We start from the raw sequence: 14,223 nt of genomic DNA on the forward strand, positions 1-14,223 counted from the left end.
GAACGAGCGGCAAATAGGGACGGGAAGCCGACGAGGCTCGCCAGACCTGACACATGCCGTGCATAGCTACCTGCATTACGGTTATATACACACAAATGTGCCGCCAAGATCCTGAGGCCGGGACAGTTTGTTCTTTACCGCGAAGCAGGAGGGTGACACCGATGAGCAAATCGCAGCACCGCCCGGTCTTGTGGTCATGGTTGGTCAGCGTGCTGACCGTGGTTGGACTGGGCGTCGGCCTGGGGTCCGGGGTGGGCCTCGCGCCGGCGTCGGCGGCGCCGTCGAATTTTGCGCTGGACCGGTTCACCGACCGTCCCCAGGCGCCGCTCGACCCGTCGGCGATGGTCGGCCAGGTCGGGCCGCAGGTGGTCAACATCGACACCAAATTCGGCTACAACAACGCGGTCGGCGCCGGAACCGGCATCGTGATCGATCCCAACGGCGTCGTGTTGACCAACAACCACGTGATCTCCGGCGCCACCGACATCAGCGCATTCGACGTCGGCAACGGGCAGACCTACGCCGTTGACGTGGTCGGCTACGACCGCACGCAGGACATCGCGGTGCTGCAACTGCGCGGTGCGGCCGGCCTTCCCACCGTCGCGATCGGCGGCGAGGCCACGATAGGCGAGCCCATCGTCGCGCTCGGCAACGTCAACGGCCAGGGCGGCACGCCCAACGCGGTGACGGGCAAGGTCGTCGCGCTCAACCAGAGCGTCTCGGCGACCGACACGCTGACCGGCGCACAGGAGAGCCTGGGCGGTCTGATCCAGGCGGACGCCCCGATCAAGCCGGGCGACTCAGGCGGGCCGATGGTGAACAACGCCGGCCAGGTGATCGGCGTGGACACCGCCGCCACCGACAGCTACAAGATGTCGGGCGGGCAGGGCTTCGCCATCCCGATCGGGCGCGCGATGGGGGTTGCCGGACAGATCCGCTCGGGCGCCGGCTCGAACACGGTGCACATCGGTCCGACGGCCTTCCTCGGCCTGGGTGTGATGGACAACAACGGCACGGGTGCGCGGGTGCAACGGGTGGTCAACACCGGTCCCGCCGGCGCCGCCGGGATCGCGCCCGGTGACCTCATCACCGGTGTCGACAACGTCGCGATCACCGGCGCGACGTCCATGACCGAGGTGCTCGTCCCGCACCACCCCGGGGACACCATCGCGGTGCATTTCCGGTCCAACGACGGTGGCGACCGCATCGCCAACATCACCCTGGCGGAAGGACCGCCGGCCTGATATCCGCGCCGACGGGACGCGACCGGTGGCGAATTCGTTTGCTGGCGGGCGTGTTTCGTCGTAAACGTGGGGGTGTGATTCCGAAAGTCGCGCCCAGGGTACCCGTGGCATCGTGGATTTGATGAACGACGCAAGAGAAGCTGTCGAGCACCATCCCGAAGGTGGCAGTCACGTCCAGGACGGCGTGGTCGAGCACCCAGACGCCGAGGACTTCAACAACGCCACCGCGCTGCCCACCGACCCGACGTGGTTCAAGCACGCGGTGTTCTACGAGGTGCTGGTCCGTGCGTTCTTCGACGCCAACGCCGACGGTGCCGGTGACCTGCGCGGTCTGTTGGGGCGCCTGGACTACCTGCAGTGGCTGGGCATCGACTGCATCTGGCTGCCGCCCTTCTACGACTCGCCCCTGCGCGACGGCGGGTATGACATCCGGGACTTCTACAAGGTGCTGCCCGAGTTCGGGACGGTCGAGGACTTCGTCGCGCTGCTCAACGCCGCGCACGAGCGGGGGATCCGGGTCATCACCGACCTGGTGATGAACCACACCTCGGACTCGCATCCCTGGTTTCAGGAATCGCGGCATGACCCCGACGGCCCGTACGGCGACTACTACGTGTGGAGCGACACCGCCGAGAAGTACACCGACGCCCGGATCATCTTCATCGACACCGAGGAGTCCAACTGGACCTTCGACCCGGTGCGCAAGCAGTTCTACTGGCACCGGTTCTTCTCCCACCAGCCCGACCTGAACTACGAAAACCCGGCCGTGCAGGAAGCCATGATCGACGTGCTCCGCTTCTGGCTCGAGCTGGGCATCGACGGGTTCCGGCTGGACGCGGTGCCCTACCTGTTCGAACGCGAGGGCACCAACTGCGAGAACCTGCCCGAGACGCACGCCTTCCTCAAGCGCGTGCGCAAGGTCATCGACGACGAATTCCCGGGCCGGGTGCTGCTGGCCGAGGCCAACCAGTGGCCCGCCGACGTCGTCGAGTACTTCGGCGACGCCACCACCGGCGGCGACGAATGCCACATGGCATTTCACTTCCCCCTGATGCCGCGCATCTTCATGGCGGTGCGCCGGGAATCCCGCTTCCCGATTTCGGAGATCCTGGCCCAGACGCCCGAGATTCCGGATATGGCGCAGTGGGGAATCTTCCTGCGTAATCACGACGAGTTGACGCTGGAGATGGTCTCCGACGAAGAACGCGACTACATGTACTCCGAGTACGCCAAGGACCCGCGGATGAAGGCCAACGTCGGCATCCGCCGCCGCCTGGCGCCGCTGCTGGACAACGACCGCAACCAAATCGAGCTGTTCACCGCGCTGCTGATGTCGCTGCCCGGCTCGCCGGTTCTCTACTACGGTGACGAGATCGGCATGGGCGACGTGATCTGGCTGGGTGACCGCGACGGCGTGCGCACGCCGATGCAGTGGACGCCGGACCGCAACGCGGGCTTCTCCAAGGCCAACCCCGGCCGGCTCTACCTGCCGCCCAGCCAGGACTCCGTCTACGGCTATCAGGCTGTCAATGTCGAGGCCCAGCGCGACACCTCCACGTCGCTGCTCAACTTCACCCGGACGATGCTGGCCGTACGGCGCCGTCACGAGGCCTTCGCGATCGGCACCTTCGAAGAGCTGGGCGGCTCAAACCCGTCCGTGCTGGCCTTCGTGCGGCAGGTGTCCGATGACGGTGACACTGTGCTGTGCGTCAACAACCTGTCGCGTTTCCCCCAACCGATCGAACTGAATCTGCAGCATTGGAGCGGTTGCATCCCGGTCGAGCTGACCGGGCAGGTGGAGTTCCCGCGCGTCGGTCACCTGCCCTACCTGCTCACCCTGCCGGGACACGGGTTCTACTGGTTCCAGCTGACCGGATGCGAGGAGGACGGATGATTTCCACCCGTGCCGCCACGATGCGCAGCGGAGCCGATGATGAGGAGTGGCGCTTATGACACAGCCGGCCAAGCTGCCCTGGTCTGAGTGGCTTCCACAGCAACGCTGGTACGCCGGGCGCAACCGCGAACTGACCGGCGCGGAGGCAAGCGAGGTCGTCCCGCTCGACGACGGCCTCGACCTGGTGCTCGTTGACGCCGACTACGCCGACGGTTCCCGGCACCAATACCAGGTGATCGTGCGGTGGGACGCCGCACCGGTCTCCGAGTACAGCAGCGTCGCGACCATCGGCGCCGCCGACGACCGGACCGCCTTCGACGCGATGTATGACGCCCAAGCGCCGCAATTTCTGCTCTCGCTGATCGACTCGTCCGCCTCGCGCAGCAGCGCGTCGGGCACCGAGGTGAAATTCGCCAAGGAACCGGATGCGGTGCTGCCGTTGGAGGCGATGCCGCACGTATCGGATGCCGAGCAATCCAATACCAGCGTCATCTTCGATCGAGACGCCATCTTCAAGGTCTTCCGTCGGGTCAGCAGCGGCATCAACCCCGACATCGAGCTGAACCGCGCGCTCGCCCGGGCCGGCAACCCGCACGTCGCGCGGCTGTTGGGGACCTACGAGATGACGGGTTCGGACGGCAGCGCCGACACAGCCTGCCCGCTGGGCATGGTGACCGAATTCGCCGCCAACTCCGCTGAAGGCTGGGCGATGGCCACCGCCAGCGTCCGTGACCTGTTCGCCGAGGGCGACCTGTACGCGTACGAGGTCGGCGGCGACTTCGCCGGTGAGTCCTACCGCCTGGGCGAGGCGGTGGCGTCGGTGCACGCCACCCTGGCCGAAACCCTCGGAACCGCGCAGGCCGCCTTCCCGGTGGACAACGTGCTCTCGCGGCTGTCCGCGACCGTGGCCCTGGTTCCCGAGCTCGAGGAGCACGCGGCGACGATAGAGGAGCGCTTCCAGAAGCTGGTCACCGACCAGATCACCGTGCAGCGCATCCACGGCGATCTGCACCTGGGCCAGGTGCTGCGCACGCCGGAGCGCTGGCTGCTCATCGATTTCGAGGGCGAACCGGGACAGCCGCTCGACGAGCGCCGCGCACCCGATTCACCGTTGCGCGACGTGGCCGGCGTGCTGCGGTCGTTCGAGTACGCCGCGTACGGGCCGCTGGTGGACCAGGGGGCCGACAAGCAATTGGCGGCGCGCGCCCGCGAGTGGGTCGAGCGCAACCGGACGGCGTTCTGCGACGGCTACGCGGCCGCCTCCGGGGTCGATCCGCGCGACTCGGCGCAGCTACTGGCCGCCTACGAGCTGGACAAGGCCGTCTACGAGGCCGGCTACGAGGCGCGCCACCGGCCGGGCTGGCTGCCGATTCCGCTGCGCTCCATCGCTCGTCTGTCGGGCTAGCTTCGCGTCCGCTGCGCGCGCCGCGGCCGTCTGGAAGCATGTGCGTGTGCTGAGGGACATATACAACAGCGAGTCGCGGTTGTCGTGGGTGCTGGCGGCGCTCGCGGGTGTGCTGGGGGCCACCGCCTTCACCCACTCCGCCGGCTACTTCGTGACCTTCATGACCGGCAACGCCCAGCGCGCGGTGCTCGGGTATTTCCGCGGCGACGTGCTGCTATCGGCCACGGCGGGGGTGTTGATCGTCTGCTTCGTCGCGGGCGTGGTGGTTGCCTCGGTCTGCCGGCGGCATTTCTGGGTGGCGCATCCGCACGGCCCGACGGTGCTGACGACATTCAGCCTGGCGGCGGCCACGGTGGCCGACGTCGTCGACGAGGGCTGGGAAGAGAATCTGCTGGACTTCGCGCCAATCATGTTGGTGGCCTTCGGGATTGGCGCGTTGAACACGTCGTTCGTCAAGGACGGCGAGGTGTCGGTCCCCTTGAGCTACGTGACCGGCACGCTGGTGAAGATGGGCCAGGGGATCGAGCGTCACATCGCCGGCGGATCCGCGGCGGACTGGCTGGGCTACTTTCTGCTGTTCGCCAGCTTCTCGGTGGGCGCGACGGTGGGCGGTTTCATCAGCACGCTGGTCAACGGGACGTGGATGCTGGTGGTGGCCACCGCCGGGTGCGCACTGACCACCGGCTACACGTATTTCCACTCCGATCGCCGGGCCCTGCTCGACGAGGCGTGAAAAAGAGCATCGGCAGTAGCGCTGACCGGTGCGCTACTGCCGATGCTGGCTTGGGCCTCAGGCCGCGGGGGGGTTGGCGGTGGGCGCGCTAACCGGTGCGGCGTTGACCGTGTTGAGCGTTTGCAGGATGTCGGGCTTCATCGCGACCAACTGCTGGTTCCAGTAGGGCCACGAGTGCGTGCCGTTGGCCGGGAAGTTGAACACCCCGTTGCGTCCGCCCGCCGCCGCGTAGGTGTTCTGGAACTGCTGGTTGGTCCGCAGCGTCATGCCCTCCAAGAATTTCGCCGGCATGTTGTCGCCGCCGAGGTCGGAGGGGGTGCCGTTACCGCAGTAGACCCAGATGCGGGTGTTGTTGGCGACCAACCGCGGAATCTGGATCATCGGGTCGTTGCGCTTCCACGCCGGATCGGTGGACGGACCCCACATGCTGTTGGCGCTGTAGCCACCCGCGTCGCTCATCGCGAGGCCGATCAGGGTGGGCCACCAGCCCTCGGACGGGTTGAGGAAGCCCGACAGCGCGGCGGCGTACGGGAACTGCTGTGGGTAGTAGGCGGCGAGGATCAGTGCGGAGCCGCCCGACATCGAAAGGCCCACCGCCGCGTTGCCGGCCGGGGAAACCTGCTTGTTGGCCTGCATCCACAGCGGCATCTCCTGGGTCAGGAAGGTCTCCCACTTGTAGGTGTAGTTCTGCCCGTTACTCGAGGATGGCTGGTACCAGTTGCTGTAGAAGCTGGACTGGCCACCGACCGGCATGATCACCGACAGGCCGGACTGGTAGAACTCCTCGAAAGCGGGGGTGTTGATGTCCCAGCCGTTGTAATCGTCCTGCGCGCGCAGGCCGTCGAGCAGGTACACGGCGTGCGATCCGCCGCCCTGGAACTGGACCTTGATGTTGCGGCCCATCGACGGCGACGGCACCTCGAGGTACTCCACGGGAAGTCCCGCCTTGGAGAAGGCCCCCGCGACGGGGGAGCCGCCGGAGGCTACGGCGAGACCGGACAGCAGGGAGGCCCCCATAGCCGCGATCGCCAGTCGGCGCGGCATGGTAGCCGCAGCGCCACGCAACTTTTCGAAGAACGACATAGCTCTCTACCCATCCCAACTTTCATCTGCCGCATGGTGCGGTCGAATCTGTTCTCGGGCAGTGAAACACAGCGAGAGGGTCGAATTCGGTTGTCGCGGCCGGGATGTCAGATCGCGGTTAGCTAACGATTGGGCCTCGCCCAGAAATCGTCACGGTCGGATCACGATCGGCTGTCGGAACGATACGCCCGTCTTGCGATGTGGTAGCGCATGCGCTACCGCGTCGGCGACGTATCAGGCGACCAGGCGGCGCAAAAGCGTTGATGCCGTGACGATTCCGAGCACAGCGGCCACCACCAGCACCACGATGTCCGCGGGGTTGAAGGGCGTGCCGATCAGCAGCGCCCGCAGCGCGTTCACCTCGTAACTGAGTGGGTTGACCTTGCTCAGCACGTGCAGCCAAGCGGGCATGACGTCGACCGGGTACAGCGCGTTGGACGCGAAGAACAGCGGCATGGTGATCGCCTGGCCGATGCCCATCAGGCGGTCGCGGCTGCGCACCAGGCCGGCCAGCGTCATCGACAGGCAGGCGAAGAACGCGGCGCCGAGCATGACGATGGCCATCGCCGCCACGATCCGCAGCGGATTGACAGTCAGGCCGACACCCATCACGTACGCCAGTGCGAGCACCCCGACCACCTGGGCCACCGAACGGACCCCGGCGGCAAACGCCTTGCCGGTGATCAGCGCCGACGCCGGAGCCGGCGTCACCATGAGTTTGGCCAGCACGCCGGCGTCCCGGTCCCAAATGATCTGTATCCCATAGAAAATGGAGATGAACAGTGCCGACTGGGCGATGATCCCCGGCGCCAGAAACGCCAGATACGACACCGACCCGGTGGGGATGACATGGAGATGGCTGAACGTGGTCCCGAAGATCAACAGCCACAGCGCGGGCTGCACCATCCGGGTGACCAGCTCCGTGCGGTCGTGTTGCAGCTTCTGCAGTTCGACGATCGCGAACGCTCCGATGCGACTGGACAGCGCGCCGACTCGTTGCCAGCCGCGCGGGGCGCGAATCAGGGTGCCCGCCACGGCGCTATCAGCCGACACGGCGCGCCACCTTTCTGCTGGAACGGATTTCGCGAATGGACCCGTTGGCTTCCGATGAATCTTCCTCGTCGTCCAGGCCGGATGCCGCGTAGTGGCGGAACACATCCTCGAGCGTGGCCGACGGCGACACGGTCGCCTTCAACCTGTCGGGGGTGCCGACGGCCCGCAGTTGACCGCGGTGCATCAGGGCGACCCGGTCGCACAGCGCGTCGGCCTCCTCCATGTAGTGGGTGGTCAGCAGCACGGTCATGCCGAACTGCGCCTGCATCTTTTGCACCTGCGCCCACACGCCGTCGCGCGCGATGGGATCCAGGCCGACGGTTGGTTCGTCGAGCACCAGCAGCGAAGGGCGGTTGACCAGTGCCTGCGCCACCTCGAGGCGGCGCACCATGCCGCCGGAGTAGGACGACGCCAGCCGGTCGGCCACGTCGATGAGATCCATCGCGACCAGCGCCTGATCGACGCGGTCGGCGCGCTCGTTGCGGGGCACTCCGTACAACCGCGCGAACCACTGCACATTCTGCCGTCCGGTCAGTGCGGGCTCAATTGAAAGCTGTTGCGGCACATAGCCGATATTGCTTCTGATGTCGGTGGTCCGGCGACGCACGTCCATTCCGAAAACGCGCAGTTCGCCGTGCTGCACCGGAGTCAGCGTGGTCAGCATGCGCACCAGGGTCGTCTTCCCCGCGCCGTTGGGTCCCAGCAGGCCCATGGTTTCACCGGGCCGTACCTGCAGTGTCACGTCGTCGACGGCGGTGAACTGGCCATAGCGATAGGTCAGGTTGCGGCCGTCGACCGCCATCGGCAGCGATCCGCTCATGATCGCCGCTCTCGCAGTTTTCGGGTCATCGTGTCGAGGACCTCCAATCCTTTTGTCAAAGACTCGATTTGGCCGTCGTCGAGCTCGTCGATCACCTCGGACAGCAACGCCCGCCGGGTGGCGCGGGACGCGTCGACGACCTGCTGGGCGGGCTCGGCGAGCCGGAGTTGGCACACCCGGCGGTCGGTGTCGCCGGCCGTACGCAGCAGCAGGCCGCCGGATACCAGCTTGGTGACCAGCGTCGAGGCGGTGTTGGGCACCAGCCCGAGCTCGGCGGCCGCGGCGCTGACCGAGATCCCCGGGCGGCGCCCGACCAGCCACAACAGCTCGGACTGCGACTCGGAAAGCCGCGACGAATCGAACCCACGGCCGGCCGACCTGCGGAGTTGCCGGCGAAACCTACCGACCACACCGAACAGCTCGCCTGCCACATCAGTGCGTGATTTCATATGCACCCATAATACCTCTGTAACCGAGCTATCTATGTGGGGAAGCTATGTGCCAGGTATGTACCCGTTACCTGGGCAGACGATGCAGCTCGACGTCGGTCAACGCGCCGTCCTCGACGCGCGCGGTCATGTACGTACAGAACGGTTGGCGGCGGCGATCCGTCGGTGATCCGGGATTGAGCAAGCGCAATCCGGTTCCGGTGGTGGTGTCCCACGGGATGTGGCTGTGCCCGAACACGAGCACCTGGCTGTCGGGGTAGAGCCGCGACATCCGCGCGTCGCGTCCGGTCGCGGCGCCGGTCTCGTGCACGACGGTGAATCGCACCCCCGCCAGCGTCACGTCCGCGCGTTCGGGCAGTCGCGCCCGCAGGGCCGGGCCGTCGTTGTTTCCCCAACAGCCCACCAGCCGGGCCGCCCGGCCCTCGAGCTCGTCGAGGAACTCCGCCGCTATCCAGTCGCCGGCGTGCACGACGACGTCGGCCTCGGCCACCTCGTCCCAGATCGTGGCGGGCAGGTCGCGGGCGCGTTTGGGGATGTGGGTATCGGCAATCAGCAGCAGCCTCACAGCCCCATCTTGCGCCAGCGGGATTCGTTCATGTCACCGCTGCGCGGCGCCTGGTCGTTGGCGTGTCCGCCTCCTCACCCAGCAGCAGGGAACGAACAGGCGCCGCGATCCGAAGGGCCGGAGCATATGGCTGGCGGGGCGGGTCCGCACGATATGCGGCCACCAGAACCAGCGCCCCAGCAGGGCCGCGATCGACGGTGTCATCAACGAACGCACAATCAGCGTGTCGAACAGCAGGCCGAGACCAATTGTGCTGCCGGCCTGCCCGATCGAGCGCAGGTCGCTGGCGACCATCGACATCATCGTGAAGGCGAACACCAGGCCCGCCGAGGTGACGACACCACCGGTCTCGCCCATCGAGCGGATGATGCCGGTCTTCAACCCGCAGGCCATGGCGTGAACCACAGTCAAATAATGCCATACCCCCCAGGGTATCCACCAAGCGCCCGCGTATACCCCGCCGGGTATGGTATGAAGGAGCTATGGCAACCGAAGTACACGACGGTTCTGCGCTTGATGGCGACATCGCCGGACATAACCAGGGCGACATCGATGCCGTCCTCGCCCGGTTGCGTCGGGCGCAGGGTCAGCTTGGTGGCGTCATCTCGATGATCGAGCAGGGGCGCAGTTGCAAAGACGTCGTCACCCAGTTGGCGGCGGTATCGCGGGCCCTGGATCGCGCGGGCTTCAAAATCATCGCGTCGGGTCTGCGCGACTGCATCATGCCGGCAGGGAGCCAGCCGGCCGGGGCTGCGCCACTGTCGATGGATGAGCTGGAAAAACTGTTTTTGAGCCTGGCCTGAGGGCCCGGGCGTTGAGGAAGGGGAGAGGGCAGATGTCCCCCACCGAAACTGATCGCACCGCACCGACGGTGACGCTGTGGCTGGACCCGGTGTGTCCGTTCTCGTGGAACACCGCACGGTGGCTGCGTGCCGTCGCCGAGCGGACCGGGCTGGTGATCGATTGGCGGCTGATGAGCCTGGCGGTCCTCAGCGAGGGACGCGAACTGCCACCCGCGCAGCAGGCCCGCATGCGTGATTCGCAGCAGATCGGTCGGCTGATGGCCGCCGTGGCGCGCGAGCATGGCGTCGCGGGGTGGACCGCCGCGTACTTCGCCTTCGGTGAGCGATACTTCGACCGCTCAGAACCCGTCAGCGCCAACCTCGTCGCACAGGTCTTGATGGCGGCCGGAGCCCGTGGTGCTACGGCGGCGGCGGTCTCGGACACGTCCCTGGACGACTACATCCGGACCCAGCATGAGGCCGGCCAACAGGCGCTGGGTGAGACGGGGGGCAGCCCGATACTGCGGATCGGCGAGCACACGTTCTTCGGGCCGGTGCTCACCGCGCTGCCGGAGGCGCAGGCCGCCACCGCTGTGTTCGACGCGGTTGCCACTTTGGCCGCGACTCCGGAGTTCGCCCAGCTGCAACGGCCGCGCACCGCGGCCTAACAGGGCACGCGGCGAGACCTGGTTCAACGCTGAAATGAGGAGGAAAGAATGACGTCGGCATTGAGCACCACGCTGCACACCTCGTTCGAGGATGCGGTGGAGCGAACCACGAAAGCGCTGGCGGATCAGGGGTTTGGCGTGCTGACCACAATCGACGTGAAGGCCACGCTGAAGCAGAAACTCGGCGAAGACATGGAGGACTACCTCATCCTGGGTGCCTGCAACCCGACGCTCGCGCATCGCGCCCTGGGCATCCGCCGCCAGATCGGCCAGTTGTTGCCGTGCAACGTGGTGGTGCGGTCCGACCCCGCCGGCGATGCCGATGCGGTTCTGGTCGAGGCGATGGATCCCCAACTCATGGTCAGGGTGACCGGCGACCAGGCGGCTCTGCAAGAGGTCGCCGACCAGGCCACCGCCAAGCTCCAAGCCGCTATCGGCGCACTGGGGTAAGTCGCTACCGAATGCGGCGCCGCAGGGCCCTAGCGCGCTATCTACCTGAAAGGTGTTGACCTGTCGATGCTTTCAGGGCTGGTGCTGGCGAGGTTGACCGCACCTGCGCTGGTGATCGCGTTTTCGCCCGTGCCTGTTGTGGTGGCATTGGTGCTGCTCGTTCACAACGAGCGGCCGTACAAATCCAGCGTCTCTTACGTGTTGGGGAGATTGGTTTCCCTGGGCGCGCTCGCGGCCGCGTTCATGCACGTCCCGCAGTTGTTCGACGTGCTGGTCGGCCCCGCGCCGCCATGGGCGGACTGGGCGGTCACGGTTGGCGGTGTGATTCTCGTGGCGGTGGGGGTGCGGCTGTGGTGGCGCGGCGAGCGCGCGGCCGGCGGCCGGGGGTGGGACGGCAGGGCCGGCACGATCACCCCCGCGGTAGCGGCGGGCATGGGGATGTTTCCGATGCTGGCCAATCCCAAAGTGCTGGCGGCCAGCGCGGCCGTCGGAACGCAGATCGCATCCGTTCGCTTCACCGGCGCTGGCCCGGTGATCGCCGTCGCTTACTATGCCCTGCTCGCGAATTCGACTGTTGCCGCGCCCATTCTGGCTTACTTCGTGGTCGGGCCACGAATCGATTCACGACTTGAGCGGCTGCGACGGTGGATTCAACATCGACATCGAGCGATAACGGCCCTGACGCTGGTGATCGTGGGTATCGCGGTGGTGCTGTACGGCCTCTCGTGAGAGCCGCCGAGCGACAAACCAAAACGTGCGTGATCTACTGTGCGGCGTCAGTCTTGTTCGCTGCGGGCCTCGGCGCCCGACTCACCGGCGTCGAAGGAATCGTCGGAACCCGCCGCACCCACATACGAGCCGTCTTCCTCGCCGGCGGTGGCGCGGGACTGAGTCTGATGCGTTTCAGCGTCCACGTCTTCCTCGGCTTTGTGGCCCTTGTGATCTGACATGGTGGCTTCCTTTTCTGTGGAGACAACGTACCGCGGGGGATTCCCCCGACGGCTCGCGCGAAACGGTCACGCGGGCCCGCGGCCGCCTAGCGCGCCCAAAAGTCGAGCAGGGCCGCGTTGAATTCGTCGGGATGGTTGATGTGACAGCCGTGAGGTCCGTTCGCGATGATCCGCAGTTCGCTGCCGGGGATCGCATGGTGCGGGCGCCGGGCCGAACCGTTGCGCGGCACGGATTCGTCACCGTCGCCGTCGATGACAGCGGACAAACCGGCGGTGCATCGGCCGGACGGCCGGAGCGTGGACGCCCGGCGCTATCGTTAGCAGCCGAAACCAAGGAGAAACTTCAATGCGCACCTTCGAATCAGTCACCGAGCTTGCCGCCGCTGCGGGCGAAACGCTCGGGCACAGCGACTGGGTCACCATCACCCAGGAAGACGTCAACCTGTTCGCCGATGCGACCGGCGATCACCAGTGGATCCATGTCGACCCGGAGCGGGCCGCCTCGGGTCCGTTCGGCAAGACCATCGCCCACGGCTTCATGACCTTGGCGTTGCTGCCGCGGCTGCAGCACCAGATCTACACCGTCAACGGCATCAAGCTCGCAATCAACTACGGCCTCAACAAGGTTCGCTTCCCAGCCCCGGTCCCGGTCGGCTCTCAGGTGCGTGCGCAGAGTTCGTTGCTCAGCGTCGACGACGTGGGTAACGGCGCCGTGCAGGCGACGATTTCGACCACCGTCGAGATCGACGGTTCGGCCAAGCCGGCGTGTGTGGCCGAAAGCGTGGTTCGTTTCGTCGCCTGACGCCTGGTCCCTAGAACTCGGCGACCGCGTGTTCCAGCCGCTCGGCCAGTCGCGCCTGCGCTTCGGCGCGTCGGGTCGGGATGTGGGCTGAGGGGAAAGGCGTTGACACCGGCTCGTATTCACGCAGGGTCCGGCGGGCGACCGTCATTTTGTGCAGCTCGGTGGCGCCGTCGGCGATGCCCAGCGACTCGGCGGCCACCAGCATCTTGACGAACGGCATCTCGTCGGAGACGCCGAGCGCGCCGTGCAGGTGCAGGGCGCGCTGCGCGACGTCGTGCAGCACCTGGGGCATCGCGACTTTCACGGCCGCGATGTCGCGGCGCACCTTCTGGTAGTCGTCGTGCTTGTCGATCAACCAGGCGGTGCGCAGCACCAGCAGTCGGAACTGCTCGATCTGAATCCAGCTGTCGGCGATCTTCTCCTGCGTCATCTGGAAGTCGGACAGGTGGCCGTGCCTGGTCTTGCGTGACACAGCGCGTTCGCACATCATGTCAAAGGCCTTGCGCGCCAGCGCGATCGTGCGCATCGCGTGGTGGATGCGGCCACCGCCCAGGCGGGTCTGCGCGATCATGAACGCGGCGCCCTCACCCCCGAGCACGTGATCGGCCGGCACCCGGACGTCGTTGTAACGGACGTACCCGTGCGAACCGTGCTTCGACTCGCCTCCCACGCCGACGTTGCGGATGATCTCGATCCCCGGCGTCTCGCCCGGGACGATGAAGAGCGACATCTTGTCGTATGTGCGCGCGTCGGGCTTGGTCACCGCCATGACGATGAAGAACGACGCGTGCCTGGCGTTGCTGGAGAACCACTTCTCCCCGTTGATGACCCAGTCGTCCCCGTCGCGGGTCGCGCTCGTCACGAACATCCCCGGATCCGAACCGCCCTGGGGTTCGGTCATCGAGTAGCACGAGGTGATCTCGCCATCCAGCAACGGCTGCAGGTAGCGGGCCTTCTGCTCGTCGGTGCCGAACAGCGCGAGGATCTCGGCGTTGCCGGAGTCCGGTGCCTGGCAGCCGAACACCGAAGGCGCCCAACGGGAGCGCCCGAGGATCTCGTTGAGCAGTGCGAGCTTTACCTGGCCGAAGCCCTGGCCGCCGAGCTCCGGGCGCAGGTGCGCGGCCCAGAGCCCCTGGTCCTTCACCTGCTGCTGCAGCGGCCGCAGGACGGCCATCATCTCGGGGTTTTGCTTGTCGTAGGGATCAAGGGCGACCAGGTCGAGCGGTTCCAGCTCTTCGGTCATGAATTTTTCGACCCAGTCCAGCTTTGCTTGGTATTCGGGGTCCGTTTCGAAGTCCCACACGGCGGCCAACCAATCCCCGGCG

17 protein-coding genes and 1 pseudogene are annotated in these 14,223 nt (G+C 66.5%); 9 read left to right on the forward strand and 9 right to left on the reverse strand.

Annotated features, from left to right (window positions below):
• Positions 1-161: 161 nt before the first annotated feature.
• The 4 genes from A5760_RS20405 (at position 162) to A5760_RS20420 (ending at position 5,276) form a co-directional block, all read left to right on the forward strand.
• Positions 162-1,244 (forward strand): S1C family serine protease, encoded by a 1,083-nt coding sequence (locus A5760_RS20405; protein WP_064884111.1) that lies wholly within the window; start codon positions 162-164, stop codon positions 1,242-1,244.
• A 121-nt stretch (positions 1,245-1,365) separates the two neighbouring features.
• Positions 1,366-3,138, forward strand: a complete 1,773-nt coding sequence (gene treS / locus A5760_RS20410; RefSeq protein ID WP_064884277.1) for a maltose alpha-D-glucosyltransferase — start codon at positions 1,366-1,368, stop codon at positions 3,136-3,138.
• A gap of 55 nt (positions 3,139-3,193) precedes the next feature.
• Positions 3,194-4,543, forward strand: a complete 1,350-nt coding sequence (locus A5760_RS20415; RefSeq protein WP_064884113.1) for a maltokinase N-terminal cap-like domain-containing protein — start codon at positions 3,194-3,196, stop codon at positions 4,541-4,543.
• Between the two features lie 46 nt (positions 4,544-4,589).
• Positions 4,590-5,276 carry a YoaK family protein gene (locus tag A5760_RS20420; protein ID WP_064884279.1) on the forward strand — a complete coding sequence of 229 codons (687 nt, stop codon included), beginning with the start codon at positions 4,590-4,592 and terminating at the stop codon, positions 5,274-5,276.
• 57 nt (positions 5,277-5,333) lie between these two features.
• On the opposite strand, the gene ag85C is transcribed toward A5760_RS20420, so the two are convergent.
• The 6 genes and pseudogenes from ag85C to A5760_RS20450 form a co-directional block, all read right to left on the reverse strand.
• A complete protein-coding gene (gene ag85C / locus A5760_RS20425; RefSeq protein WP_064884115.1) occupies positions 5,334-6,359 on the reverse strand; it encodes a diacylglycerol acyltransferase/mycolyltransferase Ag85C in 1,026 nt (341 codons plus the stop codon).
• A 234-nt stretch (positions 6,360-6,593) separates the two neighbouring features.
• Positions 6,594-7,412 (reverse strand): ABC transporter permease, encoded by an 819-nt coding sequence (locus A5760_RS20430; RefSeq protein ID WP_064884117.1) that lies wholly within the window; start codon positions 7,410-7,412, stop codon positions 6,594-6,596.
• Positions 7,402-8,232, reverse strand: coding sequence for an ATP-binding cassette domain-containing protein (locus A5760_RS20435; RefSeq protein WP_064884119.1), 831 nt, complete (start codon positions 8,230-8,232; stop codon positions 7,402-7,404). Before A5760_RS20435 ends, A5760_RS20430 begins: the two co-directional genes overlap by 11 nt.
• Positions 8,229-8,681 carry a MarR family winged helix-turn-helix transcriptional regulator gene (locus A5760_RS20440; RefSeq protein ID WP_064884121.1) on the reverse strand — a complete coding sequence of 151 codons (453 nt, stop codon included), beginning with the start codon at positions 8,679-8,681 and terminating at the stop codon, positions 8,229-8,231. The genes A5760_RS20435 and A5760_RS20440 overlap by 4 nt, the downstream gene beginning before the upstream one ends.
• Positions 8,682-8,748: 67 nt before the next feature.
• Complete coding sequence (locus tag A5760_RS20445; RefSeq protein ID WP_064884123.1) at positions 8,749-9,246, reverse strand: metallophosphoesterase family protein; 498 nt, start codon at positions 9,244-9,246, stop codon at positions 8,749-8,751.
• A 28-nt stretch (positions 9,247-9,274) separates the two neighbouring features.
• Positions 9,275-9,639, reverse strand: a pseudogene (locus tag A5760_RS20450) (MMPL family transporter); the annotation flags it as partial.
• An 89-nt stretch (positions 9,640-9,728) separates the two neighbouring features.
• Between A5760_RS20450 and A5760_RS20455 the strand changes: the two are divergent.
• The 4 genes from A5760_RS20455 (at position 9,729) to A5760_RS20470 (ending at position 11,875) form a co-directional block, all read left to right on the forward strand.
• Positions 9,729-10,049 carry a metal-sensitive transcriptional regulator gene (locus A5760_RS20455; RefSeq protein ID WP_064884127.1) on the forward strand — a complete coding sequence of 107 codons (321 nt, stop codon included), beginning with the start codon at positions 9,729-9,731 and terminating at the stop codon, positions 10,047-10,049.
• Between the two features lie 32 nt (positions 10,050-10,081).
• Positions 10,082-10,696: a DsbA family protein gene (locus A5760_RS20460; protein WP_064884130.1), complete on the forward strand. Its 615-nt coding sequence runs from the start codon at positions 10,082-10,084 to the stop codon at positions 10,694-10,696.
• A gap of 48 nt (positions 10,697-10,744) precedes the next feature.
• Positions 10,745-11,146 (forward strand): DUF302 domain-containing protein, encoded by a 402-nt coding sequence (locus A5760_RS20465; protein WP_064884132.1) that lies wholly within the window; start codon positions 10,745-10,747, stop codon positions 11,144-11,146.
• Between the two features lie 93 nt (positions 11,147-11,239).
• On the forward strand, positions 11,240-11,875 hold the full coding sequence (locus A5760_RS20470; RefSeq protein ID WP_196772150.1) for a GAP family protein: 636 nt from the start codon (positions 11,240-11,242) through the stop codon (positions 11,873-11,875).
• A 47-nt stretch (positions 11,876-11,922) separates the two neighbouring features.
• On the opposite strand, the gene A5760_RS27020 is transcribed toward A5760_RS20470, so the two are convergent.
• Both A5760_RS27020 and A5760_RS20475 read right to left on the reverse strand, forming a co-directional pair.
• Positions 11,923-12,096 (reverse strand): hypothetical protein, encoded by a 174-nt coding sequence (locus A5760_RS27020; protein ID WP_196772151.1) that lies wholly within the window; start codon positions 12,094-12,096, stop codon positions 11,923-11,925.
• Between the two features lie 86 nt (positions 12,097-12,182).
• Positions 12,183-12,362 carry an alpha/beta fold hydrolase gene (locus A5760_RS20475; RefSeq protein WP_064884136.1) on the reverse strand — a complete coding sequence of 60 codons (180 nt, stop codon included), beginning with the start codon at positions 12,360-12,362 and terminating at the stop codon, positions 12,183-12,185.
• An 80-nt stretch (positions 12,363-12,442) separates the two neighbouring features.
• Between A5760_RS20475 and A5760_RS20480 the strand changes: the two genes are divergently transcribed.
• A complete protein-coding gene (locus A5760_RS20480) occupies positions 12,443-12,898 on the forward strand; it encodes a MaoC family dehydratase (RefSeq protein ID WP_064884138.1) in 456 nt (151 codons plus the stop codon).
• 10 nt (positions 12,899-12,908) lie between these two features.
• Here A5760_RS20480 and A5760_RS20485 read toward each other — a convergent pair whose 3' ends face one another.
• Complete coding sequence (locus tag A5760_RS20485; RefSeq protein ID WP_082279547.1) at positions 12,909-14,201, reverse strand: acyl-CoA dehydrogenase family protein; 1,293 nt, start codon at positions 14,199-14,201, stop codon at positions 12,909-12,911.
• Positions 14,202-14,223 lie beyond the last annotated feature (22 nt).

Source organism: Mycobacterium colombiense (genome assembly GCF_001665835.1).
Taxonomy (GTDB): Bacteria; Actinomycetota; Actinomycetes; order Mycobacteriales; family Mycobacteriaceae; genus Mycobacterium; species Mycobacterium colombiense_A.

Excerpts from the sequence above, each read along its gene's own strand:
- A5760_RS20405 (WP_064884111.1), top strand. The coding sequence starts at position 162 with ATGAGCAAATCGCAGCACCGCCCGGTCTTGTGGTCATGGTTGGTCAGC.
- treS (WP_064884277.1), top strand. The coding sequence starts at position 1,366 with ATGAACGACGCAAGAGAAGCTGTCGAGCACCATCCCGAAGGTGGCAGT.
- A5760_RS20415 (WP_064884113.1), top strand. The coding sequence starts at position 3,194 with ATGACACAGCCGGCCAAGCTGCCCTGGTCTGAGTGGCTTCCACAGCAA.
- ag85C (WP_064884115.1), bottom strand. The coding sequence starts at position 6,359 with ATGTCGTTCTTCGAAAAGTTGCGTGGCGCTGCGGCTACCATGCCGCGC.
- A5760_RS20435 (WP_064884119.1), bottom strand. The coding sequence starts at position 8,232 with ATGAGCGGATCGCTGCCGATGGCGGTCGACGGCCGCAACCTGACCTAT.
- A5760_RS20440 (WP_064884121.1), bottom strand. The coding sequence starts at position 8,681 with ATGAAATCACGCACTGATGTGGCAGGCGAGCTGTTCGGTGTGGTCGGT.
- A5760_RS20455 (WP_064884127.1), top strand. The coding sequence starts at position 9,729 with ATGGCAACCGAAGTACACGACGGTTCTGCGCTTGATGGCGACATCGCC.
- A5760_RS20460 (WP_064884130.1), top strand. The coding sequence starts at position 10,082 with ATGTCCCCCACCGAAACTGATCGCACCGCACCGACGGTGACGCTGTGG.
- A5760_RS20465 (WP_064884132.1), top strand. The coding sequence starts at position 10,745 with ATGACGTCGGCATTGAGCACCACGCTGCACACCTCGTTCGAGGATGCG.
- A5760_RS27020 (WP_196772151.1), bottom strand. The coding sequence starts at position 12,096 with ATGTCAGATCACAAGGGCCACAAAGCCGAGGAAGACGTGGACGCTGAA.
- A5760_RS20480 (WP_064884138.1), top strand. The coding sequence starts at position 12,443 with ATGCGCACCTTCGAATCAGTCACCGAGCTTGCCGCCGCTGCGGGCGAA.